The 25,362-nt window shown below is 71.5% G+C and carries 21 protein-coding genes and 1 riboswitch; of the genes, 9 read left to right on the top strand and 12 right to left on the bottom strand.

Translation table 11 applies throughout. The features are described 5' to 3' along the window. Positions 1-7: 7 nt before the first annotated feature. Complete coding sequence (locus AB4030_RS09955; RefSeq protein ID WP_442279053.1) at positions 8-1,228, top strand: dipeptidase; 1,221 nt, start codon at positions 8-10, stop codon at positions 1,226-1,228. Positions 1,229-1,273: 45 nt separating this feature from the next. On the opposite strand, the gene AB4030_RS09950 is transcribed toward AB4030_RS09955, so the two are convergent. Continuing rightward, positions 1,274-2,017 (bottom strand): ion channel, encoded by a 744-nt coding sequence (locus AB4030_RS09950; protein ID WP_442279052.1) that lies wholly within the window; start codon positions 2,015-2,017, stop codon positions 1,274-1,276. 101 nt (positions 2,018-2,118) lie between these two features. Between AB4030_RS09950 and kdpF the strand changes: the two genes are divergently transcribed. The 6 genes from kdpF to AB4030_RS09920 are packed head-to-tail and all read left to right on the top strand — an operon-like array spanning position 2,119 to position 9,949. Next, entirely contained in the window at positions 2,119-2,205 is an 87-nt protein-coding gene (gene kdpF / locus AB4030_RS09945) for a K(+)-transporting ATPase subunit F (RefSeq protein WP_442279116.1), read from the top strand. Continuing rightward, positions 2,205-3,851 carry a potassium-transporting ATPase subunit KdpA gene (kdpA, locus tag AB4030_RS09940; protein ID WP_442279051.1) on the top strand — a complete coding sequence of 549 codons (1,647 nt, stop codon included), beginning with the start codon at positions 2,205-2,207 and terminating at the stop codon, positions 3,849-3,851. The genes kdpF and kdpA overlap by 1 nt, the downstream gene beginning before the upstream one ends. Continuing rightward, positions 3,848-5,998: a potassium-transporting ATPase subunit KdpB gene (gene kdpB / locus AB4030_RS09935; protein ID WP_442279050.1), complete on the top strand. Its 2,151-nt coding sequence runs from the start codon at positions 3,848-3,850 to the stop codon at positions 5,996-5,998. Before kdpA ends, kdpB begins: the two co-directional genes overlap by 4 nt. A gap of 5 nt (positions 5,999-6,003) precedes the next feature. After that, positions 6,004-6,585, top strand: coding sequence for a potassium-transporting ATPase subunit KdpC (gene kdpC / locus AB4030_RS09930; protein WP_442279049.1), 582 nt, complete (start codon positions 6,004-6,006; stop codon positions 6,583-6,585). Positions 6,586-6,602: 17 nt separating this feature from the next. Next, positions 6,603-9,275, top strand: coding sequence for a DUF4118 domain-containing protein (locus AB4030_RS09925; RefSeq protein WP_442279048.1), 2,673 nt, complete (start codon positions 6,603-6,605; stop codon positions 9,273-9,275). Further along, positions 9,272-9,949 (top strand): response regulator, encoded by a 678-nt coding sequence (locus AB4030_RS09920; protein WP_442279047.1) that lies wholly within the window; start codon positions 9,272-9,274, stop codon positions 9,947-9,949. The genes AB4030_RS09925 and AB4030_RS09920 overlap by 4 nt, the downstream gene beginning before the upstream one ends. Positions 9,950-10,178: 229 nt before the next feature. Here AB4030_RS09920 and AB4030_RS09915 read toward each other — a convergent pair whose 3' ends face one another. Continuing rightward, positions 10,179-13,124: a DNA translocase FtsK 4TM domain-containing protein gene (locus AB4030_RS09915; RefSeq protein WP_442279046.1), complete on the bottom strand. Its 2,946-nt coding sequence runs from the start codon at positions 13,122-13,124 to the stop codon at positions 10,179-10,181. A gap of 212 nt (positions 13,125-13,336) precedes the next feature. Continuing rightward, a riboswitch (SAM riboswitch) is annotated at positions 13,337-13,462 on the top strand. A 123-nt stretch (positions 13,463-13,585) separates the two neighbouring features. On the opposite strand from AB4030_RS09915, the gene AB4030_RS09910 reads away from it, so the two are divergent. Further along, positions 13,586-14,920, top strand: a complete 1,335-nt coding sequence (locus AB4030_RS09910) for an aminotransferase class V-fold PLP-dependent enzyme (RefSeq protein WP_442279045.1) — start codon at positions 13,586-13,588, stop codon at positions 14,918-14,920. Between the two features lie 42 nt (positions 14,921-14,962). Here AB4030_RS09910 and AB4030_RS09905 read toward each other — a convergent pair whose 3' ends face one another. The 5 genes from AB4030_RS09905 to AB4030_RS09885 form a co-directional block, all read right to left on the bottom strand. Beyond that, positions 14,963-16,048 carry an endonuclease/exonuclease/phosphatase family protein gene (locus AB4030_RS09905; RefSeq protein ID WP_442279044.1) on the bottom strand — a complete coding sequence of 362 codons (1,086 nt, stop codon included), beginning with the start codon at positions 16,046-16,048 and terminating at the stop codon, positions 14,963-14,965. A 1-nt stretch (position 16,049) separates the two neighbouring features. Then, positions 16,050-17,735, bottom strand: coding sequence for a ribonuclease J (locus AB4030_RS09900; RefSeq protein ID WP_442279043.1), 1,686 nt, complete (start codon positions 17,733-17,735; stop codon positions 16,050-16,052). Between the two features lie 65 nt (positions 17,736-17,800). Beyond that, complete coding sequence (gene dapA / locus AB4030_RS09895; protein WP_442279042.1) at positions 17,801-18,703, bottom strand: 4-hydroxy-tetrahydrodipicolinate synthase; 903 nt, start codon at positions 18,701-18,703, stop codon at positions 17,801-17,803. A 202-nt stretch (positions 18,704-18,905) separates the two neighbouring features. Then, positions 18,906-19,385 (bottom strand): dihydrofolate reductase, encoded by a 480-nt coding sequence (locus AB4030_RS09890; RefSeq protein WP_442279041.1) that lies wholly within the window; start codon positions 19,383-19,385, stop codon positions 18,906-18,908. Between the two features lie 28 nt (positions 19,386-19,413). Beyond that, positions 19,414-20,229 (bottom strand): thymidylate synthase, encoded by an 816-nt coding sequence (locus AB4030_RS09885; RefSeq protein WP_442279040.1) that lies wholly within the window; start codon positions 20,227-20,229, stop codon positions 19,414-19,416. Between the two features lie 172 nt (positions 20,230-20,401). On the opposite strand from AB4030_RS09885, the gene AB4030_RS09880 reads away from it, so the two are divergent. Then, a complete protein-coding gene (locus tag AB4030_RS09880) occupies positions 20,402-21,376 on the top strand; it encodes a type IV toxin-antitoxin system AbiEi family antitoxin domain-containing protein (protein WP_442279039.1) in 975 nt (324 codons plus the stop codon). Between the two features lie 71 nt (positions 21,377-21,447). Here AB4030_RS09880 and paaE read toward each other — a convergent pair whose 3' ends face one another. From paaE to paaA, 5 genes are read right to left on the bottom strand one after another with little or no spacing between them, the layout of a single operon-like run. Beyond that, positions 21,448-22,602, bottom strand: coding sequence for a 1,2-phenylacetyl-CoA epoxidase subunit PaaE (paaE, locus tag AB4030_RS09875; RefSeq protein ID WP_442279038.1), 1,155 nt, complete (start codon positions 22,600-22,602; stop codon positions 21,448-21,450). Further along, on the bottom strand, positions 22,603-23,115 hold the full coding sequence (gene paaD, locus AB4030_RS09870) for a 1,2-phenylacetyl-CoA epoxidase subunit PaaD (protein WP_442279037.1): 513 nt from the start codon (positions 23,113-23,115) through the stop codon (positions 22,603-22,605). Beyond that, positions 23,109-23,960, bottom strand: a complete 852-nt coding sequence (gene paaC / locus AB4030_RS09865; RefSeq protein ID WP_442279036.1) for a 1,2-phenylacetyl-CoA epoxidase subunit PaaC — start codon at positions 23,958-23,960, stop codon at positions 23,109-23,111. Before paaC ends, paaD begins: the two co-directional genes overlap by 7 nt. Then, the gene (gene paaB / locus AB4030_RS09860) at positions 23,957-24,301 is read right to left on the bottom strand and encodes a 1,2-phenylacetyl-CoA epoxidase subunit PaaB (RefSeq protein WP_442279035.1); all 345 of its coding nucleotides are present in this window, start codon (positions 24,299-24,301) and stop codon (positions 23,957-23,959) included. Before paaB ends, paaC begins: the two co-directional genes overlap by 4 nt. Further along, positions 24,298-25,344: a 1,2-phenylacetyl-CoA epoxidase subunit PaaA gene (gene paaA, locus AB4030_RS09855; protein WP_442279034.1), complete on the bottom strand. Its 1,047-nt coding sequence runs from the start codon at positions 25,342-25,344 to the stop codon at positions 24,298-24,300. The genes paaB and paaA overlap by 4 nt, the downstream gene beginning before the upstream one ends. Positions 25,345-25,362 lie beyond the last annotated feature (18 nt).

Here is a 25,362-nt window from a genome sequence, read left to right as displayed (position 1 = left end):
GTGTTCAATGGCCGACATGCTCGGAACCGCCCCCCACGGCCACGACGAACTCCTCATGCGGGCACGCGAGCTGCTCCGGGCCCACCCCCTCGTCGACGGGCACAACGACCTCCCGTGGGAGGCCCGCGAGCAGACCGGCTACGACTTCGAGGCCCTCGACATCTCCGGCCGCCTCACGACGACGCAGACCGACCTGCCTCGCCTCACCGAGGGTGGGGTCGGCGCGCAGTTCTGGTCGGTCTTCGTGCCGAGCACGCTGCAGGGCGACTCGGCCGTGACCGCCACGCTCGAGCAGGTCGACGCGGTCCACCGCATGATCGGGGCGTATGCCGACCGGCTGGTCCTCGCCGGGACCGCCGACGAGGTGGAGCAGGCCACCGCGACGGGACGGATCGCCTCGCTGCTCGGCGCCGAGGGAGGCCACTCGATCGGCTGCTCGCTGGGCACCCTGCGGCTGCTGCACGTGCTCGGCGTGCGCTACCTGACGCTGACGCACAACGACAACACGCCGTGGGCCGACTCGGCCACCGACGTGCCTGTCGTCGGTGGCCTCAGCGAGTTCGGCCGCGAGGTCGTGCGGGAGATGAACCGTCTCGGGATGATGGTCGACCTCAGCCACGTCGCCGCCACGACCATGCGGGCCGCGCTCGAGACGACCGAGGCCCCGGTCATCTTCAGCCACTCCTCGGCGCTCGCCCTGTGCGACACCCCGCGCAACGTGCCCGACGACGTCCTCGCCGCCCTGCCCCGCAACGGCGGCGTGTGCATGGTGACCTTCGTGCCGGAGTTCGTCTCACCGGCGACCGCCGCCTGGCGGGTCGAGGCGGCCGCGGCGGCCGCCGAGGTCGGTGTCGAGGCCCGCGACTGGGAGGCCTTCGGCCGGTTCACCGCCACGTGGCGGCAGCAGCACCCGAAGCCCGACGCGACGATCGAGCAGGTCGTCGCCCACCTCGAGCACGTGCGCGAGGTCGCCGGCATCGACCACATCGGCATCGGCGGCGACTACGACGGGACCGACACCTTCCCCGTCGGGCTCGAGGACGTCAGCGGCTACCCCCGGCTCGTCGCCGCGCTCCTCGAGCGGTCGTGGTCCGAGGCCGACGTCGCGCAGCTCGTCCGCGGCAACACGCTGCGCGTCATGCGCGACGTCGAGGCCGTCGCCCGCGACCTCCGGACCACCCGCTCCCCCAGCCTCAGGACGTTCGCCGAGCTCGACGTCACGGCCTGAGCGCGACCCGGGCACACGGCATACGTCCTCGGAGACCGGCGCGACCTACTGGCGGAAGCGGGCGATGGTCAGGCCGACGAGGCGCGCGACGACGAGCGCGACGTAGAGCATGCCGGCGATCTGCTGCAGCAGCACGAAGGCGCGGGCGTGCGGCTCGACGGCGATGATGTCGGACAGGCCGGTGGAGGTCATCGTCGTGATCGAGAGGTAGAGCAGCTCGAACCACGTGCGCGTGCCGGGCGCGCCCTCGCCGTAGATCGTGAACGAGTGCGGCCACAGCATCTGCACGGCGACGTAGAGGTAGGCGAAGCCCCACGCCACAACGGTGAACGTCGCCCCGGTGGCGTAGAGCTCGTCGCGGGTCACCCAGTTGTCGGCGAACATGTACCGCAGCAACCCGTAGCCCGTGTAGAAGTAGAAGAGCGCGTGCAGCAGCGCGCTCCAGAGGGCGACCGTCGTGTTGTCGGCCCAGACCGCCTCCGCGACCGTCAGCAGGACGACCGGCCCGCCGAGGAGCACGGCCACCCACGTCAGGGCCGGTGTCGCGCGCACGGCGCGCACGGCGAGGAAGAGCACGAGCAGGCCGATGAGGCCGAAGATCGCGCGACCGGTCTCACGGACGTCACCCGCCCTGGTCTCGACGAACGGGTAGGCCACGAGCGCCGCCAGCTGAGCGAAGAGCAGCATCGCGCACGGCAGCTCGGAAACCTTGCGGCGCAGGCGGTCCAGCCGGGACGGCGGCCCCGCACGACGGGGCGATGACGGCCAGAGCTCCAGCGACGCACTCACGTCCCGGACTCTAGTGGCGACCCGTCAAGAACGCGTCAAGAGGCGTCAGCGCCGGGTCAAACGCCCCGGGACCGGGACCGCCCGCGGCGTAGGAACGAGGCATGGTCACCAACATCCTCCTGGGCCTCGTGGCGCTCGCTCTGCTCGTCTACCTCGTCCACGTCCTCCTCCACGCGGATCGCTTCTGATGAGCGACACCGTCAGCGGGCTGCTCACGATCGCCGTCCTGGTGGCAGCCCTGGCGATCGTCCACGTGCCGCTCGGCAACTGGATGGCGAAGGTCTTCACCGATGAGAGGCACTGGCGGGGTGAGCGTCTCGTCTACCGTCTCGTACGGGTGGATCCCACCTCGGAACAGCGCTGGACCACCTACGCCGTCGCCGTCGTCGCGTTCTCGGTCGTCGGGGTCGTGCTGCTGTTCCTCGTCCTCGTGCTCCAGAGCGTGCTGCCACTCGCTCGCGGCGCCGCGATGAACGTGGACACGGCGGTCAACACGGCCGTCTCGTTCGTGACGAACACCAACTGGCAGTCGTATGCCGGTGAGGCCGGGACGTCGCCGTTCGTGCAGACCGTGGGCCTGACCGTCCAGAACTTCGTCTCCCCGGCCGTCGGCCTGGCCGTGGCGGTTGCCCTCGTGCGCGGCCTCGTGCGCTCGAGCGGCGCGGCGCTCGGCAACTTCTGGGTCGACCTCGTGCGCGGACTGTTCCGTGTGATCGTGCCGATCGCCCTCGTCGGCGCGGTCGTGCTGCTGCTCGGTGGCGTCATCCAGAACCTCACCGAACCGACGACGGTCACGACGCTCTCGGGCGGGCACCAGGTGATCCAGGGCGGCCTCGTCGCCTCGCAGGAGGCGATCAAGGAGCTCGGCACCAACGGTGGTGGCTACTTCAACGCCAACTCGGCACACCCCTTCGAGAACCCCAACGCGTTCACCAACCTCGTCGAGATCTTCCTGCTCCTCGTCATCCCGTTCTCGCTGCCGCGCACCTACGGCGTCATGGTCGGCGACCGCCGCCAGGGCTGGACGGTCCTCGGCTTCATGGCGACCCTCTGGGTCCTTATGCTCAGCGTGGTCACGTGGTCGGAGGTGCACGCAGCGTCCGGCCCGCTGGCCGGGATGGAGGGCAAGGAGCTCCGCTTCGGCGTGTGGCCCTCGGCGCTCTTCGCGACGAGCACGACGGCCACGTCGACCGGGGCCGTGAACTCGATGCACGAGAGCTTCTCTGCGCTCGGGGGCGGTGGCGCGCTGTTCAACATGATGCTCGGCGAGCTGTCGCCGGGTGGCGTCGGCACGGGCCTCTACAGCGCGCTGCTCGTGGCCGTCCTCACGGTATTCCTCGCCGGTCTCATGGTCGGGCGCACCCCCGAGCTGGTCGGCAAGCAGATCGGGCGTCGCGAGATCACCCTGACCGCCCTCGCCGTCCTCGTCATGCCGACCCTCGTCCTCGCCTTCACCGGTATCGGGATGGTGGCGCCTCTCGTGTCGTCACAGATGCTCGCCACGGGTCCGCACGGCCTCACCGAGGTCATGTACGCCTACACGTCCGCGGCGAACAACAACGGCAGCGCCTTCGCCGGGTTCTCCGCCGATACTCCCTACACCAACCTCACGCTGGCGCTGTGCATGTTCCTGGGCCGGTTCGCCCCCATCGTCCTCGTGCTCGCCCTGGCCGGCTCCCTTGTGGCACAACGTCGCCGACCGATCACCGCCGGCACGCTCCCCACCCACACCCCCACCTTCATCGGCTTGTTCGTCGGGGTGGCCGTCATCGTCGGCGGTCTCACCTTCTTCCCGGCCCTGGCCCTCGGTCCCCTCGCGGAGGCACTCTCATGACCCCCTCGTCGACGACGAAGTCGTCACGCACCACGCCCGGTGGCGAGCCGCCGTCCCGGCCCGCACGCGCTGGCCGCGAGGCCCTCATCCGGCCCGGCCGGTCGAGCACGACGTACGCGCAGCTCGCGCGGCAGCTCGTCACGACCTTTCCCCAGGCCGTCGCCAAGCTCGACCCACGTCACGTCTGGCGCAGCCCGGTCATGTTCGTCGTGTGGGTCGGCTCGGTGGTCACGACCGTCCAGGCTGTCGTCGACCCCTCGTGGTTCGCCTGGGCCGTCGCCGTCTGGCTCTGGGCCACGGTCCTCTTCGCCAACATGGCCGAGGCCGTCGCCGAGGGCCGTGGCAAGGCCCAGGCGGCCACGTTGCGCGCCACCCGGAAGACCACCACGGCCCAGCGTCGACTCCCCGATGGTTCCCTCGAGACCGTCGCAGCGTCGGACCTCGCGATCGGCGACCTCGTCGTGGTCCGACCGAACGAGGTCATCCCCGGCGACGGCGACGTCGTCGAGGGCATGGCCACCGTCGACGAGTCGGCCATCACCGGCGAGTCCGCCCCAGTCATCCGCGAGTCCGGCGGTGACCGAAGCGCGGTCACCGGGGGTACGACCGTCCTGTCCGACGGGATCACCGTGCGCATCACGACCAAGCCCGGTGAGACCTTCATCGACCGGATGATCGCCCTCGTCGAAGGCGCCTCGCGGCAGAAGACCCCCAACGAGATCGCGCTCACGATCCTGCTCACCGTGCTGACGATCATCTTCCTGCTGGCCGTCATGGCGATGCAGCCGATGGCGATCTACTCAGGCCAGGCGCAGTCGCCGGTCGTGCTCGTCGCCCTGCTCGTCTGCCTGATCCCGACGACCATCGGTGCGCTGCTGTCGGCGATCGGCATCGCCGGCATGGACCGCCTCGTGCAGCACAACGTGCTCGCCATGTCCGGCCGCGCCGTCGAGGCCGCCGGCGACGTGTCGACGCTGCTGCTCGACAAGACCGGCACCATCACGTTCGGCAACCGTCGGGCGACCGAGCTCCTGGCCGCCCCGGGGCTCGACAACGGCGGGGTCACCCGGGCGGCATACGTCTCGTCACTCGCGGACGAGACCCCGGAGGGACGCTCCATCGTCGAGCTGGCCGCGTCGGCGCTCGACGCGCCGTCGCGAGAGGCGCTCGACCGGCTGCCCCGGGCCGGAGCCACCTTCGTCGAGTTCAGTGCCGCGACCCGGATGTCGGGCGCCGACCTGCCCGACGGCACGGCCTACCGCAAGGGCGCGGCAGACTCGGTCGCCCGGTGGGTGACGGGCCTCGGCGGCGAGATGCCGAGCGGCGTGCTCACCGAGGTCGACGGCATCGCGACGTCCGGCGGCACCCCGCTGGCCGTCGCGGTGCGGGAGCAGGGCCGACCGCCTCGCGTGCTCGGCGTCATCCACCTCAAGGACGTCGTCAAGCCGGGCATGAAGGAACGCTTCGCGCAGCTGCGCGCCATGGGCATCAAGACCGTGATGGTCACGGGCGACAACCCGTTGACCGCCAGGTCGATCGCGGCCGAGGCCGGGGTCGACGACTTCCTCGCGGAGGCGACGCCGGAGGACAAGATGGCGCTCATCAAGCGGGAGCAGCACGGGGGCCGGCTCATCGCCATGACCGGGGACGGCACGAACGACGCACCGGCGCTGGCGCAGAGCGACGTGGGCGTCGCGATGAACACCGGCACGTCGGCGGCCAAGGAGGCGGCCAACATGGTCGACCTCGACTCCGACCCGACCAAGCTCATCGACATCGTCTCCATCGGGAAGCAGCTGCTCATCACCCGCGGAGCCCTGACGACCTTCTCGATCGCCAACGACATCGCGAAGTACTTCGCCATCATCCCGGCGATGTTCGTCGTCCTCTTCCCCGGCCTCGACGCGCTGAACATCATGGGCCTCGCCTCGCCGAGATCGGCGATCGTCTCGGCAGTCATCTTCAACGCGCTCATCATCATCGCGCTGATTCCCTTGTCGCTGAAAGGTGTTCGTTATCGCGCGATCGGCAGCACGGAGCTCCTTCGGCGCAACATCCTCGTCTACGGCCTGGGCGGCATCATGGCCCCGTTCATCGGGATCAAGCTGATCGACCTCGTCGTGAGCCACCTCCCCGGAATGATGTGATCCCCGTGACCAGCACCCTGAACACGTTCGTCAAGCAGTCCCGGGCCGGCCTGCGCGCCATGCTCGTCTTCACCGTCCTCTTCGGCCTGCTCTACCCAGCCGTCGTCTGGGGCGTGGGGCGAGTCGTCGCTCCTGACCAGTCCGCCGGTTCGCTCGTCACCGTCGACGGCACGGTCGCCGGGTCGTCCCTCGTCGGGCAGCAGTGGACGGGCGCCCAGTGGTTCTGGGGCCGCCCGTCTGCCAGCAGCTACTCGGGCGACACGAGCGGGGGTTCGAACCTCTCCGGCTCCGCGCTCGGTGCCGAGGTCGCCAAGCGGGCGGCTGCCGCCGGACTCGACCCGGCCTCCTCACCGGCCGACGCCCTGACGGCCTCCGCCAGCGGGCTCGACCCGCACATCTCCCCCGCGTATGCCGCCGCCCAGGTTGCGCGCGTCGCCGCGGCCCGCGGGCTCGACGTCGCCCGCGTGCGGGCGCTCGTGGCGGCGCACACCCAGGACCGGGTCGGCGGGTTCCTCGGCGAGCCACGCGTCAACGTCCTCGAGCTCAACCTCGCCTTGGAGCGCCTGACGGCGCCCGGCCACGGATGACCTGAGAGGATCGCGACATGGGGCGAGGCTCGCTGCGGATCTACCTCGGTGCGGCGCCGGGAGTGGGCAAGACCGTCGCGATGCTCGATGAGGCCCACCGTCGCCTCGACCGTGGCACCGACGTCGTCGTGGGCTACGTCGAGACGCACGGACGGCCGCACACCGCTGCGCTGCTCGACGGCCTCGAGGTGCTGCGGCGTCGCCAGGTGACCTACCGCGGAACCACCCTGACCGAGCTCGACGTCGACGCGGTCCTGGCCCGCCGTCCCCACGTGGTGCTCGTCGACGAGCTCGCCCACACGAACGTGCCCGAAGCCACCGGGCTCGGCGACGGGCTCGGCGACGGGCTCGGCGACGGGCTCGGCGACGGGCTCAGCGACGGGCTCAGCGACGGGCTCGGCGACGGGCTCGGCGACGGGCTCGGCGCGGGCGAGGAGGGCGAGGTCCACCCTGTGGGGCGACACGAGAAGCGCTGGCAGGACGTCGAGCAGATCCTCGAGGCGGGCATCGACGTCATCTCGACGGTGAACATCCAGCACCTCGAGTCGCTCAACGACGTCGTCGAGTCGATCACCGGCATACGGCAGCACGAGACGGTGCCCGACGAGGTCGTGCGGCGGGCGGACCAGGTCCAGGTCGTCGACATGTCACCCGAGGCCCTGCGCCGCCGGATGGCGCACGGCAACATCTACGGACCCGACCAGGTCGACGCCGCCCTGGCCAACTACTTCCGCGTCGGCAACCTCTCGGCCCTGCGCGAGATCGCGCTCCTGTGGCTCGCCGACCGCGTCGACGAGGCCCTCGAGCGCTACCGGGCCGACCAGGGCATCAGCGACCAGTGGCCGGCCCGCGAGCGGATCGTCGTCGCGCTGACCGGGGGCGCCGGCAGCGAGACGCTGCTCCGGCGCGGCGCCCGCATCGCGACCCGGGCAGCCGGCGGCGACCTCATCGCCTGCCACGTCCAGTCGGCAGAAGGCCTGGCCTCCACCGACCCGGCAGCGCTCGCGCGCCTCCGCAGGCTGGCGGGCGACCTCGGCGCCGAGTTCCAGAACGTCTCGGGCCCCGACGTGGCCGAGGCGATCCTCGACCATGCCCGCGGCGTCAACGCCACGCAGATCGTCGTCGGGGTCAGCCGCCGCAGCCGTTGGCAGCAGATCCTGCGACCGAGCATCGCCTCCGAGGTCGCGGACCGCTCCGGCGACATCGACGTCCACCTCGTCCCGCACGAGGGCTCAAAGGTCGGTCGCCGCAGCGCACGAGCCGCCGGCCTGCCCAGACGTCGTGTCCTCGGCGGGCTGCTGCTGGCCGTCGTCGCCCTCGTGGCCATGACCGCGGCGCTCGTCGCGACGCGCGGGGGCCACACCCTGTCGCTGGACCTGCTGCTCTACCTCGCACTGACCGTGGCCTGTGCCCTCGTCGGCGGCATCTGGCCCGCGCTCTTCTGCGCCGTCGTCGGCTCGCTCGTCGTCAACTGGTTCTTCACCGAGCCCCGGGGCACCCTGACCATCAGCGACGCACCGAACGCGCTGGCGCTCGCCGTCTTCGTCCTGGTGGCGATGGCGGTCTCCTCGGTCGTCAACGTCGCCGCCCGACGGACCGAGCAGGCGATCTCGGCCGAGCGCGAGTCGGCGGCCCTCGCGGCGATGAGCCGTGACCTGCTGGCCGAGCCCCGCCCCCTGCCGGCACTGCTCGAGCACGCTCGGGACGACCTCGGGATGCGGTCCGCCGTTCTCACCGAGTCGGGCGAGGACCGGCCGTCGACGGTCGTCGCCTCGACGGACCCGCTCCTGCCGGCTGGCAGCACCGTGCCGGCCGCGACGACGTGGGCGCTCGATGTCACCGTCGATGACGGCGTGCACCTGCTGCTCGACGGACCGCCCGTTGCTGCCGAGGACCAGCGCGTCGTCGGTGCCTACGCGGCCCACGCCGCCATCCTGCACGGACGCGAACAGCTCGTTCGAGCCGCACGCGAGGCCGCCGGACTGGCCCGCGACAACGCCGCCCGCACGACCCTGCTCGCGGCCGTCTCGCACGACCTGCGCACTCCGCTCTCGAGCATCAAGGCCGGCGTGTCCACCCTGCGTCAGTCCGGCCTCGACCTGACTCCGGAGGACGAGGCCGAGCTGCTCGAGTCGATCGAGGAGAGCGCCGATCGCCTCGACGCCCTCATCGGCAACCTCCTCGACCTCTCCCGGCTGGAGACGGGGGCGGTGCGCCCCCACCACCACTCCGTCGACGTGCTCGATGCCGTCGTCTCCACGGTGCGCACGACGTCCGAGCCGGACCGCGTCGAGGTCGACCTCGAGGCGGACCTGCCCCTGGTCCGCGCCGACCTCGGCCTGCTCGACCGGGTGCTCGCCAATGTCGTCGAGAACGCCCTGAGGCACAGCGGCGACGCCGAGGTGCGCCTCACGGCGGGGCGCATCGCAGACACGGTGCAGCTGCGCGTCATCGACCGGGGCCCTGGGGTCGGTGATGCCGACAAGGAGCGGATCTTCGCTGCCTTCCAGCGGGCCGGTGACGCCCCGCAGGGCGACGGACTCGGCCTCGGGCTGGCCGTCGCCCGCGGACTCATGAACGTCATGGGGGGCTCCCTCGTGGCCGAGGACACCCCGGGAGGTGGCCTCACCATGCTCATCGAGCTGCCGCTCGCGCCCGCCCCCCAGGCCGCTCAGGAGGAGGAGACGTGACCCGAGTACTCGTCGTCGACGACGACCCACGGCTGCAGCGCACGCTGTCGATCGCCCTGCGGGCGCACGGCAACGAGGTCGTGACCGCCTCTGACGGCCGCACCGCGGTGCAGTCGGTGGCGGAGGACGCGCCCGACGTCGTCATCCTCGACCTCGGGCTGCCCGACCTCGACGGCACCGAGGTGCTGCGCCGCATCCGCGCCGCGTCGGTCGTGCCCGTCATCGTCCTGTCTGCCCGCCACGAGTCCGACGACAAGATCGAGGCCCTCGACCTCGGTGCAGACGACTACGTGACGAAGCCCTTCGGTGTCGAGGAGCTGCTGGCCCGGGTGCGGGCTGCCGTGCGGCGCGGCAGCGACCTCGGTCGGCACCTCGCGCCGGTCGTCACCGGCCACTTCACCCTCGACTTCGCCGAGCGGCGCGCGACGGTCGCCGGTGAGGACGTCCGGCTCACGCCGACGGAGTGGCGCCTGCTCGAGGCGCTGTGCCGGGAGCCCGGGCACCTCGTCCAGCAGCAGGACCTGCTCCGCGCCGTCTGGGGTCCGTCCTACGGGCGAGAGTCGAACTATCTCCGCGTCTACGCCAACCAGCTGCGCCGTAAGCTCGAGCCCGACCCGGCCAGCCCGCGCCACCTGCTCACCGAGCCCGGCCTCGGCTACCGCTTCAACCCCTGACCCACTCAACCCCGACCGTCGAGAGGCCACGTGTGGCCGCTTCAACCCCGACCGTCGAGAGGCCACATGTGGCCGCCTCGCCCCCGTCGAGAGGCCACGTGTCGCCGCCTTGTCACGGCTGATCCGCGCCACATCGGGCGAGTCGCCAACGGTTGGGAGGCGACCATTCGTGGCCCCTCGACCGTTGGGAGGCGACCATTCGTGGCCTCTCGACGGTTGAAGGTGGGGGTCAGTAGCGCTCGCGGCCGCCGCGGTCGGTGAGGTTCCAGGCGTCCTCGGACTCCTCGTCGTCCTCGTCGACCGTGCGCGTCATGTCACCCGGGGTCCACCGGGCCGTGGGCACGGCCGTCGTCTCGTCGTCACCGAGGCGCTGCTCGCCGCGCTGCGCGACGAGGGCGGCCGTCCGCTGGGGCGCAGCGTCCGGCTCGGCGTCGTCGGCATACTGCGCCGAGACCTCCGGCGGCTCCACGTCGACGGGCGGGGCGGCATACGGCTCCGCGGGCTCGATGAGGTCATCGAGGTCGTCGACGTCGACGGGCTCGTTGGGGTGCGGCACGTCGTCGCCGCGCAGCAGCGCGAGCGTCTGCTCGAGGTCGTCCGGGCGCACGAGCACGTCACGCGCCTTGGAGCCCTCGCTCGGGCCGACGACGCCGCGCGACTCGAGCAGGTCCATGAGCCGGCCGGCCTTGGCAAAGCCGACACGCAGCTTGCGCTGGAGCATCGAGGTCGACCCGAACTGGGTCGTGACGACGAGCTCGGTGGCCTGGAGCAGCACGTCGAGGTCGTCGCCGATGTCGTCGTCGATCTGCTTCTTCGGGGCTGCGACGGTGACGTTCTCGACGTAGTTGGGCTTGAGCTGGGTCGTGACGAACTTGACGACCTCGTGGATCTCGGACTCGTTGACCCAGGCGCCCTGCACACGCATCGGCTTGCTCGCGCCCATCGGCAGGAAGAGCGCGTCACCCTGGCCGATGAGCTTCTCGGCGCCGGGCTGGTCGAGCACGACGCGGGAGTCCGCCAGGGACGAGGTCGCGAACGCCATGCGCGAGGGCACGTTGGCCTTGATCAGGCCGGTGACGACGTCGACCGACGGGCGCTGCGTCGCGAGGACGAGGTGGATGCCGGCGGCTCGCGCGAGCTGCGTGATGCGCACCACCGACTCCTCGACGTCGCGCGGGGCGACCATCATGAGGTCGGCGAGCTCGTCGACGACGACGAGCAGGTAGGGGTAGGTCGTGATCTGGCGCTCGGACCCCGGCAGCGGCTTGACCTTGCCCGCGCGGACCGCCTTGTTGAAGTCGTCGACGTGCTTGAACCCGAACGCCGCGAGGTCGTCGTAGCGCTGGTCCATCTCCTTGACGACCCAGGCGAGCGCCTCGGCAGCCTTCTTCGGGTTCGTGATGATCGGGGTGATGAGGTGCGGGATGCCTTCGTATGCCGTGAGCTCGACGCGCTTCGGGTCCACAAGGATGAGGCGCACCTCTTCAGGCGTGGCGCGCATGAGGATCGAGGTGATCATCGAGTTGACGAAGCTCGACTTGCCGGAGCCGGTCGCACCGGCGACGAGCAGGTGCGGCATCTTGGCGAGGTTGGCGATGACGTAGGCGCCCTCGACGTCCTTGCCCACACCCATGACCATCGGGTGCTCGTTGCCGCGCGCCGTGTGGCTGCGCAGCACGTCGCCGAGCGAGACGTTCTCGCGGTCGAGGTTCGGGATCTCGATCCCGATGGCGGACTTGCCGGGGATGGGACTGAGGATGCGGACGTCGGCCGAGGCGACGGCATACGCGATGTTCTTCGACAGGGCGGTGACGCGCTCGACCTTGGTGCCCGAGCCGAGCTCGACCTCGTAGCGCGTGACCGTCGGGCCGCGCGTGAAGCCCGTGACGGCGGCGTCGATGTCGAACTGGTCGAAGACGTTGGTCAGGGACTCGACGACGCGGTCGTTGGTCTCGCTGCGCGTCTTGTGCGCCGGGCCTGGCGTCAGCATCGCCGGGTCGGGCAACCGGTAGGTGATGTCGCCGCCGAGGCTCAGCTGCTCGACCCGCGCCGGCAGCTCCGACATGGGCGGCGGGATGAGCTCGGCCTTGGGGCCGATCTTGCTCGTGTCGGGGGCGCCGAGGGTCTTCGGGTCCGTCGCGTCGATGACCTTCTCGCGGCCCTTGTCGCCGCTCCTCTCGCCGCCGGGGCGCGGCGCCAGCAGGCCGGGCGGGGTCGCGCGCTTCTCGCCGGGGCGCGGCCCCGTGGCGCCCTCGTCCTCGAGGGCCTTCTGGGCTGCCTGGCGGAAGGCCTCGTCGCCGTCGCGCTCGGACAGGTCCACGGGCTTGCGGCGGGCGCGCTTGACGGCGGCCGCCGGGGCATCGTCGGCGTCGTCGTGCTGGTCGTCCTCGTGGCCCCGGTCGATGACGAGGGCCCGGAGCTGACGCATCCGGGTCGGGATCATGTTGACCGGGGTGGCCGTGACGACGAGCAGGCCGAAGAGGCCGAGCATGATGAGCAGGACGACCGCACCGTAGGTGGAGACGGCCGCGGCGAGCGGGCTCGACGCGAGGAAGCCGAGGATGCCGCCGGCGGCACGCATGCCGTCGGCGCCGTCGGGCGGGTTGGGGATGCCGTCGGCGAGGTGCGACAGGCCGCACGCGGCGAAGGTCAGCGCGATGGTGCCGACGACGACGCGGTTGGTGGCGGCGTCGTCCTGGGGGGCGCGCAGCATGCGCAGGCCGAGGGCGATCAGGACGAGCGGCACGGCATACGCCACGCGACCGAAGGTGCCGGCGAAGACCGCGTGCACGACGTCGCCGAAGGTGCCGGAGACGCCCCACCATTCGCGGGCGGCGACGACGACGGCCAGCGCGATGAGGGCGAAGCCGATGCCGTCGCGGCGGTGCTCCGGCTCGAGGTCCGCGGCGCTGTGGCCCACGCGACGCACCGCTCCCCCGGCCAGGTGCGAGACGCCCATCCACGTGTTGCGCATCGCGCCGAGCGGGAAGGGCAGGCCACCGCCCCGGGCCTTGGACGCGGCCTTGGCGGCCGGTTTGCGGGCGGCGGGCTTGCGCTGCGCGGGCCGGGTCGAGCGGGCTGCGGGCGGGCGCGACGTGGCACCGCCCGAGGACCCCTTGGCGCGTGTGGCCGCGGTGGTGCTCGAGCGCTGGCTGCTGGACGGACGTGACGCCATGGTGGCACCGTACGTCAAGGCGCTGCTGAACTCACGCGTCACACGCGCAACAGCGGTGGCCGGTCTGCGGGGTTCGACGAGAGCTTCCGTATGCCGAGTGCGTGGCTCGCGTGGGTCGCCGCCCGGCCGCGCCTCGGATGTCGTCTCAGATCGCGACATCCCGGTACCGACTGGTGGACAGACGGCTGGTGCGGCCCCTATCGTCCTTGCCAGGTCATGAGTGCCAGTGACAAGCCCCGGCTCGCTGGCCAGCAACCCTCCTCCGCGGTGGGGTGCTCCGGGTGACGACCAGGCCACCCTCGGTCCGAACGTGCGATCGAGGTCGGCAAGCGCGGACCCGCACCGGGTGGGTCCCATGACCCAGGAGCACTGGCATGTCGGTCCTGTCCTCGACCCGTCCCTCTTCCCACCCCGCCGCTCACCCGGCGTCCTCGCCCTGTGGCGGGACGTCGGCACCGGTCGTGCGCAGCCGTGCGCTGCACGTCGTGCCCGAGGCGCGCACGCTGCCCACCGTCGTCGGCGCGGGGCTGCGTGTCCCGACGCTCCACGGCGACGCGGCATACGCCAACCTCGACCACGCCGCCTCGACGCCCGCGCTCGAGACGGTCAAGGCGGCCGTCAACCGCGCGCTCGAGACCTACTCCTCCGTGCACCGCGGCGCGGGCTTCGCCTCACGGCTGACGAGCGCGTGGTACGAGCAGGCCCGCGAGGAGGTCGCGGCGTTCGTCGGCGCCCGGGAGAGCGACTCGGTCGTCTTCACCCGCTCGACGACGGACTCGTGGGCGCTGCTCAGCAAGGCGCTGCCGAGTCGCACGACGGTCTTCGTCTTCGGCACCGAGCACCACTCGACGCTGCTGCCGTGGGGGCGCTTCCGCACGGTGCGCCTCCCCGTCCCGCAGACCGTCGAGGACGCGCACCTCCTGCTCGAGGAGGCGTTGACGGACCACCCGTCGCGCCACCGCCTCGTCGTCGTCGCCGCGGCGTCCAACGTCACCGGCGAGGTGTGGCCCGTCGAGCGTCTCGCCGCCCTCGCCCACGGGCACGGTGCCCGGATCGCCGTCGACGCGGCCCAGCTGTCGGCGCACCGCACCATCGACCTCGCCGCGTGGGACGCCGACTACGTCGCGTTCTCGGGCCACAAGACGTATGCCCCCTACGGCGCGGGGGTGCTCGCCGGGCGCGCCGACTGGCTCGACGCCGGGCACCCCTACCTGCTCGGCGGTGGCGCGACCCGGTCGGTGACCGAGGACGGCACGACCTGGGCGACCGGCCCGGCGCGCCACGAGGGCGGCAGCCCCAACGTCCTCGGCGCGATCGCCCTCGCGGCGGCGTGCTCGACCATCGCCCGCCACCGCGAGGCCATCGAGGAGCACGAGTCCCGCCTGCTTGACCGGCTGCGCACCGGGCTCGACGAGGTGGCCGGTGTCGAGGTCCTCTCGATCTTCGGCGACGACAGCGACCGCGTCGGCGTCGTCGCCTTCACCGTCGAGGGCTGGGACTCCTCCCTCGTCTCGCAGGCGCTCTCCGTCGAGCACGGCATCGGCGTGCGCGACGGCAAGTTCTGCGCCCACCTGCTCGTCGACGAGCTCCTCGAGGACCCGTGGGGCGAGCGCCCGGCCACGGCCGTCCGCGCGAGCATCGGCCTCGGCAGCACCCTCGAGGGCGTCGAGCGGCTCGTCGCCGCCGTCGCCCGGCTGGTCGAGCACGGCACCGGCGCGGTGTGGACCCGCACCGGTGGCAGCTGGACGGTCGAGGGCACCGACCCGCGCGACGTCGAGGTCGCCCGTCCCTGGTGACCCCCGGCGGGTGCGGCTGGCCCCATGTCGCGCGTCGGCGCGTCAGCGCGCCGGCAGGTGGTAGCTCGCCCACACGGCCGCGTGGTCGGCCCGGTTGAACGCCACCTGGCCGGCCGCGACGACCGTCAGGCGCCGGCTCAGCAGGTGGTCGAGCTGCACGAACGGCGGCAACCGGTTGCCCGCGAAGGGCCAGGTGCGCACCCAGCCCTGACCGTCGGTGCGCTGGGCGTCGTCAAGTCCCTCCGCAAGGTCACGGAAACCGGGGTGACCGAAGCTCGCGTTGAAGTCGCCCGCCATGACGACAGGCTGGTCGCCGGCGAGGTGCTCCTTCCACGCCTGGAGAGCGCTCAGCCCCGCGCGCCACTGGGCGGTGTCGCCCTGGAGCGGCGCCGTGGGGTGCGCGGCCTTGAGCCGCACCGTGCCCTCCGGCGCCGTGACGTCGACCTCGGGCTGCACGCTCTGCGTGGCCTCGACCGCCGCGTCGGTGCCGGGGTTGCGCACCGAGAGCGGGTAGCGCGACAGGATCATCGTCCCGGTGAACGTGCTGGCCCGCGCGATCCCCTCGCGATGGGTGAAGTAGTCGCTCGCACCCTCGGCGTCGAGCCGTCGCATGATCGCGGGCGTCGCCTCCGTGACGACGAGGACGTCGACGTCGTGGAACCGCACGGCGTCCATGAGCTGCCCGGCGTTGGCGGAACCGATCCACGTGTTCGCCGACATGACCGTGAGGTCGCGGCTGGCCTTCGGGGAGGAGGTCGCCCGGAAGGCGGGCGCCGCGACCGTCGCAGCGACGACGAACGCGACGACGACAGGGATCAGCATCCGCCACCGGCGCAGCACCAGGGTCGCGACGGCGAGCAGTCCCAGGCCGACGACGACGAACGGCCCTGCCGTCTGGAGCACGACGACGAGGTATGCCGTCGAGTCGTACCAGCGCAGCGCCCCGACCGCGACGAGCACGAGCAGCAGGACCCCGATGACGACGTCGAGCCAGAGCCGACGACCCCGGCGGCCGGGGAACTCGTGCCGGCCGCCGCGCGAGGAGCCCGGCGTGTCGCCCTGTGGGGCGCGGTCCGCGCGGTGCGCGTCGGCGCGTGCGGTCCCCCCGTCGACCTCCTGCACCGTCACCTCAGGCCTGCAGCACGACCGGGATGATCATCGGGCGGCGGCGGATCTTGCCCCCGACCCAGGAGCCGACCGCGCGGCGGATGACCTGCTGGAGCTGCTGGTCGTCGCGGACCCCCTTGGCGACGGCCTCCTCGATGGCCCGCTCGACCTTGGGGATGACCTGCTGGAAGACCTCGTCGTCCTCGACGAACCCGCGGGCCGTGATCTCCGGGCCGCTCGCGATCTTGCCGGTGGCCGCGTCGAGCACGACGACACAGGTGATGAAGCCCTCGTCGCGCAGGATGCGGCGGTCCTTCAGGAGGGCCTCGTCGGCGCCGCCCACGCTGCTGCCGTCGACGTAGACGTAGCCGCACTCGACGACACCGACGACCGACGCCTGTCCGTCGACGAGGTCGACGACGACGCCGTCCTCGGCCAGCACGACGTTGTCCTCGTGGACGCCGGAGGCGATGGCGAGCTGGGCGTTGGCGTACATGTGCCGCCACTCGCCGTGGACCGGGAGCACGTTGCGCGGCTTGACGATGTTGTAGCAGTAGAGCAGCTCGCCGGCGCTGGCGTGGCCAGAGACGTGCACCTTGGCGTTGCCCTTGTGCACGACGGTGGCGCCGAGGCGCATCAGGCCGTTGATGATGCGGTAGACGGCGTTCTCGTTGCCGGGGATGAGGCTGCTCGCCAGCAGCACCGTGTCGCCGGGGCCGACGTCGATGCGGTGCTCGCGGTTGGCCATCCGCGACAGGGCCGCCATCGGCTCGCCCTGGGAGCCGGTGCAGATGAGGACGAGCTCGTCGTCGCGCAGGCTGTCGATCTTCTTGATGTCGACGAGGATGCCGTCGGGCACCCTGAGGTAGCCGAGCTCGGCCGCGATGCCCATGTTGCGCACCATCGAGCGCCCCACCATGGCCACCTTGCGGCCGGCCTTCTCAGCCGCGTCGAGCACCTGCTGGACGCGGTGCACGTGGCTGCTGAAGCAGGCGACGATGATCCGGCGCTCGGCGTGGCGGAAGACCTTGTCTATGGCGGGCGCGATCTCGAGCTCGGGCGTCGTGAAGCCGGGGACGTCGGCGTTCGTCGAGTCGGTGAGGAAGAGGTCGACACCCTCCTCGCCGAGCCGGGCGAAGGCGCGGAGGTCGGTCAGGCGTCCGTCCAGGGGCAGCTGGTCCATCTTGAAGTCGCCGGTGTGCAGCAGGGTGCCGGCCTCGGTGCGCACGAAGACGGCGAGCGCGTCGGGGATCGAGTGGTTGACGGCGACGAACTCGAGGTCGAAGACGCCGAGCTTCTCGCGCTGCCCCTCCTTCACGGCCATGGTGTAGGGCCGGATGCGGTGCTCCTTGAGCTTGGCCTCGATGAGGGCGAGGGTCAGCGTGGAGCCGATGATCGGGATGTCGCCCTTGAGCTTGAGCAGGTAGGGCACCGCGCCGATGTGGTCCTCGTGGCCGTGCGTGAGGACGATGGCCACGATGTCGTCGAGCCGGTCGGCGATGTAGCTGAAGTCCGGGAGGATGAGGTCGACACCGGGGTGGTGGTCCTCGGGGAAGAGCACGCCGCAGTCGATGACGAGGAGCTTGCCCTTCGTCTCGAGCACGGCCATGTTGCGTCCGACCTCGCCGAGCCCACCGAGTGCGACGACCCGCAGGCCGTTGGCGGGGAGGGCTGGGGGCGTGGTCAGCTCGGGGTGCGGATGGCTCACAGGTGTCCTGTCATTCGGTGGTGCTGCCGGGCCGTCGAGGGCTCCGGTCGGAGGTCATGGGGCGGTCACCCGACCGTCGGGGGCGCCGGGACCGCGGCGATCGCCTCGCGCACGAGCCTGGTCTGCACCTCGTCCGCGGGCACGAGCGGCAGCCGCACGGCCGGCGAGTCGATGAGTCCCTGGGCGGCCAGGCCGGCCTTGGCCATGATCGCGCCCTGGGTGACGTTCATGACGGCATTGACGAGCGGGACGAGGCGACGGTGCACCGCGCGGGCATCGTCCCAGCGCCCCGCGACGACGGCGTCGGCCATCTCGCGGTAGGCACCGGGCGCGACCTGGGAGGTGACGCCGACGAATCCGACGGCGCCGTTGACGAAGTGCGCGAGGTTCATCGCGTCGTCGCCGGAGTACCAGTCGAGGCCGGTCTCCTGCATCATCTCGCCGGCGAACCAGAGGTCGCCGCGGGCGTCCTTGACCGCGGTGATGCGGTCGTGCTCGGCGATGCGCAGGTAGGTCTCGCGGGCGATGGCGATGCCCGAGCGGCCCGGGATGTCGTAGACCATGACGGGCAGGTCGCTGGCGTCGGCGAGCGCCGTGAAGTGGGCGACGAGCCCGGCCTGCGGTGGCTTGTTGTAGTACGGCGTGACGGCCAGGACAGCGTCCGCGCCGGCCTTCTGGGCCAGGCGCACCGACTCGATGCTCTTGGCGGTGTCGTTGCTGCCGGCGCCGGCGATGATGACGCAGCGGTCCCCGACAGCACCGATGACGGCGCGGAGCAGCTCGTCCTTCTCGTCCGCCGAGGTCGTGGGCGACTCACCGGTCGTGCCGGAGACGACGAGGCCGTCGTGCCCCGAGTCGACGAGGTGCGTCGCGACCCGCTGGGCGGCGTCGAAGTCGATCGAACCGTCAGGCCGCATGGGCGTGACGATCGCCGAGAGGACACGTCCGAGGGCGGGTGCGTCAGGCATGCGCCCAAGGTTAGCGCCCGGGCCTCGCGCTCGGCGCCGCGCCCACGTCGGGCGCGCCAGCGTGCCGGTCACGGGCATACAAGAGGCGAGGCACTACTCGCTCGGGGGTCCGAGTAGTGCCTCGCCACCCCCTCCATCGCGGGCGGTCGACGGGCGTTACAGCCCGGACCGATGTTTTTTGGGGCTGCGTGCGTATGCCGTGTCAGCGGCGCCGCTCGTAGGTGACCCAGGCGAAGCCGGGGTGCTCGTCGCGCGCCGTCTCGGTCCAGTGGGCGGGGTCGATCTGCGGGAAGGTGACGGAACCGTCCGGGGACTGGTCGACCTCGGTCACGAGGAGGCGGGCGGCATACGCCATCGCCTGGCGGTAGACCTCTCCCCCGCCGACGACGAAGACCTGCTCGGCGTCGGCGACGAGCTCGAGCGCATCGTCGAGCGAGTGCGCGACCTCGACGCCGGGCGCGGCCCAGTCACGCTGCCTGGTCACGACGATGCTGCGCCTACCGGGCAGCGCGCCCATCGAGTCGAAGGTGCGCCGGCCCATGACCATCGGGTGGCCCATCGTCGTGCGCTTGAAGAACTTGAGGTCCTCCGAGAGGTGCCACGGCATGGTCAGGCCGTCCCCGATGACCCCGTTGCGCCCGACCGCGGCGATCATGGTCACGTTCGGCCAGGCAGTCGTCATGGCGCCAAGGCTCCCAGACGGACGCGGTTCAGACGGCGATGGGTGCCTTGATGCCCGGCTCGGCGACGTAGTCGACGAGCTCGAAGTCGTCGAGGTCGAAGTCGTCGATGTTCGTCTTGCCGGGCGTGATGCGCATCGTCGGCAGCGGGTGCGGCGTGCGGGTCAGCTGCAGCCGCGCCTGGTCGAGGTGGTTGAGGTAGAGGTGCGCGTCGCCGAGGGTGTGCACGAACTCCCCGGGCTCGAGGTCGGTCAGCTGTGCGACCATCTGCGTCAGCAGGGCGTAGCTCGCGATGTTGAAGGGCACGCCGAGGAAGATGTCGGCGCTGCGCTGGTAGAGCTGGCACGAGAGGCGCCGGCGACCGTCGGACCCGGGCGGCGAGACGTAGAACTGGAACATCGTGTGGCAGGGCGGCAGGGCCATGTCGTCGACGTCGGCGACGTTCCACGCCGAGACGATGAGGCGCCGGCTGTCGGGGTTGGTCCGGATCTGCTCGATGACCTTGGCGATCTGGTCGACGCGGCGGCCGTCGGGCGTGGGCCACGAGCGCCACTGGTAGCCGTAGATGGGGCCGAGGTCGCCGGTGACGGGGTCGGCCCACTCGTCCCAGATCGAGATGCCGCGCTCCTGGAGCCAGCGCACGTTGGTGTCGCCGCGGAGGAACCAGAGCAGCTCACCGATGATCGAGCGCAGGTGCAGCTTCTTCGTCGTCATCGCCGGGAAGCCGTCGGCGAGGTCGAAGCGCATCTGGTGGCCGAACACGCTCAGGGTGCCCGTGCCGGTCCGGTCGGACTTCTCCTGGCCGTGGGTCAGGACGTGGTCGAGGAGATCGAGGTACTGCCGCACGGTCCGCAGCCTAACCCCGCTAAGTGACGCCGCGTCGGAGCGCGCCCGGCGCTTCGACGCTGTGTGCAGAAATCGGGGTCCTGGCAACGACTGGTGCACACAGCGCCTCCCCCGGAGTCTCCGGTGTGGATGACTGGGGCCGTTCGCACGCCAACCTCGGCACGCTGGGCACATGCGCGCCGACCGGGTCCTGGAGCAGTTGCCGCGGCTACGCGCCCAGGTTGGCGGTCAGGCGGGTCTGCTCACCCGGGCTCAGGCGCACCGCGCCGGCATCAGCGACGAGGCCATCCGCTGGGCGGTGACCTCCGGCCGCTGGGCCGCGCCCCATCCGGGGGTCTACCTGACGCTGCCGGGTCGCGACGACTGGGAGGTCCGCGCTGTCGCAGCGCTGCTCTTCGTCGGGACCCCGGTGGCGCTTGCCGGACCCAGCGCGGCCTTGGCGTGGGGTTTGGAACGGCGCGAGCCGGACGCGGTCCACGTGGTGGTGCCGGCCGGGCGGAGGGCGAGCACCCGTGCCGGCATCCAGGTCACGCGGTCGAGGCGATTCGCCGACCGGGTCGACGACTGGGCGTGGCCGCACCGCACCACCGTCCCGCACACCGTCCTCGACCTCGGCATGCGGACGCCCCTCGACCGGGTGCTCGGTCTCGCGACGCTCGCCTGCCAGCGTTGGCTCACTGACGAAGCCCGTCTCGCGGCGGCCCTACAGGAACGCCCCGACCAGACGCATCGGGCCCTGCTCCGCGAGTGCCTCGCCGACGTCGGCGCGGGAGCCGAGAGCCCCGCGGAGGTGCGCTTCATCCGCGATGTCGAGCGGGCCCACGGACTACCGACGGCGCTGCGTCAGTACCACCTCGGCGAGCGCAGGCGGTGCGACAACCTCTACCTCGCCGAGCAGCTCGTGCTCGAGGTGGACGGCAGGCTCGGGCACGAGGGGTGGGGCGCCCGGGTCCGCGACGGTATACGAGACCGGAAGTCGGCGCGACATGGCCTGTTGACGGTCCGGGCGTTCTGGTCCGACGTCGCCGTGACTCCGTGTGACCTGGCGGCGGAGCTCGGCGAGCTGCTGCGTGCCCGCGGCTGGACGGGATCAGTCGTGCCGTGCAGGCGGCGAGACTGCACGATCGTGGGGCGGAAGGCGGCGTGACTCACCGTCGTGTGTGCACCGGTCGGGGCCAGGACGCCGATTAGTGCACACAGCGCTGGTGAGACCCGGCGTCAGGCGTCGTAGTCGAGGCTGACCGCGTCGGTGACCGGGTGGCTCTGGCAGGCGAGCACGATGCCGGCAGCCACCTCCTCGGGCTCCAGCGCGTAGTTGCGGTCCATCCGCACCTCACCCGACACGAGTCGCGCGCGGCAGGTGCCGCAGACGCCGTTGGTGCACGAGAAGGGCGCATCGGGCCGGGCCCGCAGCGTCGCGTCGAGGATCGTCTCCTCACGGCTCGGCATCGGGATGACCGTCGTGCGCCCGTCGAGGTTGACGGTGACCGTGGCCTCGGGCGGTGCCCCGGCGTCGACGACGACCTTGCGCTTCGGTTCGGTCCCGTCGGCGACGTGGAAGATCTCGTGGTGGATGTGGCGCGGGTCGACGCCGCGTCCCGTCAGCAACGCCTCCGCGCCGGTGACCATGCCGAACGGCCCGCAGAGGTACCACTCGTCGACCGACCCGACCGGCAGGAGCGAGCCGAAGATCGTCGCGAGGCGCTCGGTGTCGAGCCGACCGTGGAAGAGCTCGACGTCCTGGGCCTCGCGGGACAGCACGTTGATCAGGTGGAAGCGGCCGGGGAAGCGGTTCTTCAGGTCCTCGAGCTCCTCGAGGAACATGATCGAGCTCGTGCGCCGGTTGCCGAAGAGCAGCGTCGCGCGCGAGCCGGGCTCGTCCTCCAGGGCGCTCGTCAGCAGCGAGAGCACCGGCGTGATCCCGGAGCCGGCGGCGATCGCGACGTGATGGCGTATGCCGTCCGCCCGGGTCGCGCACGTGAAGGAACCCTGCGGGGTCATGACCTCGACGACGTCGCCGGGCGAGACGACGTCGTTGAGCCAGTTCGACATCCGGCCCTCGGGCACGCGCGCGGCAGCGACCCGGAGTCGACGCCCGGCGGGGTCGGCGCGACGTGACTGGCAGATCGAGTAGGACTGGCGCACGTCCTCGCCGTTGATCGTCGCGCGGAGCGTCAGGTGCTGCCCGGGCTCGAACGCGAACTCGTCGACGAGCTCCTCCGGCACGGCGAAGGTCACGGCGACCGCGTCCTCCGTCAACCGCTCGACCGAGGAGACGGCGAGGGGATGGAAGCGCGCCCGGTGGCGCGCGGCCGCGGCGGTCGGCGTGGTCGAAGAGAGCTCGGCCGCGGCCGGGGTGGTGACGTCGGTCATTCAGATGGCCTTGAACTCGTCGAAGGGCTCGAGGCACGCGTTGCACCGGCGCAGGGCCTTGCAGGCGGTCGAACCGAAGTGGGCGATCTCGGAGGTGTCGGTGGACCCGCAGTGTGGGCACGCGACGACGTGACGGCTGAGGGTCACGGCGACCGGGCCGTGCGCCTCGCCCGTCGGCACCGGCCCGGGCGGGGCGATCCCGAACCGCTGCAGGGCTGCTCGGCCCTCGTCGCTCATCCAGTCGGTCGTCCACGCCGGCGACAGCTGGGTGTGCACGTCGGCGGCATACCCCTGGCGGGCGGACTCGAAGACGATGCGGGACGCGATGGCCTCCATGGCGGGGCAGCCGCTGTAGGTGGGGGTGATCGTCACCACGACGGTGTGCGCCTGTTCGTCGACGTCGACCGACCGGAGGATGCCCAGGTCGGCGATGCTGATGACCGGCACCTCGGGGTCCGGGATGCGCGAGATCACCTGTGCGACAGCAGATTCCGCCGCCACGACACTCACCACGTCGCGCCGGGATGGGAGCGCGCGATGTGCTGCATCTCGGCGAGGAGGTAGCCCATGGGCCGCGAGTGGATGCCGGCACGGCCGCCCCGCGAGCGCCACCGTGACCCGTCGGGCAGCGTCAGGGTCGCCTGCTCGACGACGCGCGCGACCCGGTCGACGACAGCCTGGTGCAGGGTCGAGGGCAGCACGCCGGCGCCGAGACGGGCGGCGAGCACCGACGCCTCGTCGTCGTCGAAGAGCTCCGCGAGGTAGGGCAGCACGCGGTCGAGGGCGGCCTGCATGCGGCGGGAGGACTCCTCGGTCCCGTCACCGAGGCGCACGACCCAGAGCGAGGCGTGGTCGAGGTGGTAGCGCACCTCCTTGAGCGCCTTGCCCGAGACGCCCGCGACGATGTCATCGGTCGATCCGGCCAGGGCCGTGTGGAGCTCGACCTGGTAGGCCGAGAACCACAGCAACCGGGCCATCTCGTCGGCGAAGTCGCCGCGCTCCTGCTCGACGAGGTGGACGTTGTGCCACTCGCGCTCGTCGCGCAGCATGGCGAAGTCGTCCTCGCCGCGCCCGGTACCGTCGATCGAGCCGACGTAGGGGTAGAGGCCGCGCGCCTGGCCCAGGAGGTCGAGCGCGATGTTGCCGAGCGCCATGTCCTCCTCGATCTGCGGGGCATTCGTCATCCACTCGCCCAGACGCTGGGCGTAGACCATCGCGTCGTCGGCGAGGCCGAGGAGGTAGCCGGCGTACGGCTTCGAGCCGGGGTCGGCGCCGGTGTTCTCGGCGGCGCCCGGCAGGGGCTCACGCTGCGCGGACTCCGAGGCGGAGGTCGCAGCCTCGGTCACATGGTCGCTCATAGGTACTCGACATCCTCGGGCACGTCGTAGAACGTCGGGTGCCGGTAGATCTTGTCGCCGGCCGGGTCGAAGAACGAGTCCTTCTCGGACGGACTGCTCGCGGTGACGTCGTCGGCCTTGACGACCCAGATCGAGACGCCCTCCTGGCGCCGGGTGTAGACGTCGCGGGCGTTGCGCAGGGCGAGCTCGGCGTCCGGCGCGTGGAGGGACCCCACGTGCACGTGCGACAGTCCGCGCTTCCCGCGCACGAAGACCTCCCACAGCGGCCAGCTGCGCTCGGACGGAGTCGCCGGCGGCGCCGGGGTCGTCGCACTCGTCGGCGTGGTGTCGACTCCGCTCACGCGGCACTCTCCTCGTGCTTGGCGGGGTGCTTGGCGGCGTACGCGTTGGCCGCCTCGCGGACCCAGGCGCCCTCGTCGTGGGCGCGGCGGCGGTGCTCGATGCGCTCGGCGTTGCAGGGGCCGTCACCGCGCAGCACCTGCCAGAACTCGTCCCAGTCGATCTCGCCGAAGTCGTAGTGGCCGCGCTCCTCGTTCCAGCGCAGCTGGGGGTCGGGCAGGACGATTCCGAGCTTCTCGGCCTGCGGGACCATCATGTCGACGAACTTCTGGCGCAGGTCGTCGTTGCTGAAGCGCTTGATGCCCCACGCCATCGACTGTTCGGTGTGACCACCCTTGGTGGCAGCCTCGCCGGTGTCGGGCGGGCCGAACATCGCGAGCGCGGGCCACCACCACCGGTTGGCAGCGTCCTGGGCCATCGCCTGCTGGGCCTCGGTGCCGCGCATGAGGTTCCAGAGGATCTCGAAGCCCTGCCGCTGGTGGAAGGACTCCTCCTTGCAGACGCGGATCATGGCGCGGGCGTAGGGGCCGTAGGAGCACCGGCAGAGCGGCACCTGGTTCATGATCGCCGCGCCGTCGACGAGCCAGCCGATGGCGCCGCAGTCGGCCCACGTCAGCGTCGGGTAGTTGAAGATCGAGGAGTACTTCTGATTGCCGCTGTGCAGTCGGTCGAGCAGCTCCTGCCGGTCGATGCCGAGGGTCTCGGCGGCCGAGTAGAGGTAGAGCCCGTGCCCGGCCTCGTCCTGGACCTTCGCGATGAGGATCGCCTTGCGGCGCAGGGACGGGGCGCGGGTGATCCAGTTGCCCTCGGGCTGCATGCCGATGATCTCGGAGTGCGCGTGCTGGGCGATCTGGCGGATCAGGGTCTCGCGGTACGTGTCGGGCATCGCGTCGCGCGGTTCGATGCGCTGGTCGGCTGCGATCAGGGCGTCGAAGTCGTTCCCGACCGTGTCTCGCTGGTCCTCGTGCACCGCCGACGCGTCATAGGCGTCGGTCTCGGCCGCGTTCAGCGGTTCGTTCGGGTCGATGACGTCGTTGCCATACATGAGTCCAGTATGCGAGAT

Origin of the sequence: Terrabacter sp. 2YAF2, from assembly GCF_052114705.1 — a bacterium.
Classification (GTDB): domain Bacteria; phylum Actinomycetota; class Actinomycetes; order Actinomycetales; family Dermatophilaceae; genus Terrabacter.
The sequence above is the reverse complement of the archived record's forward strand: the minus strand, read 5'-3'. Positions and strand labels throughout refer to the sequence as shown.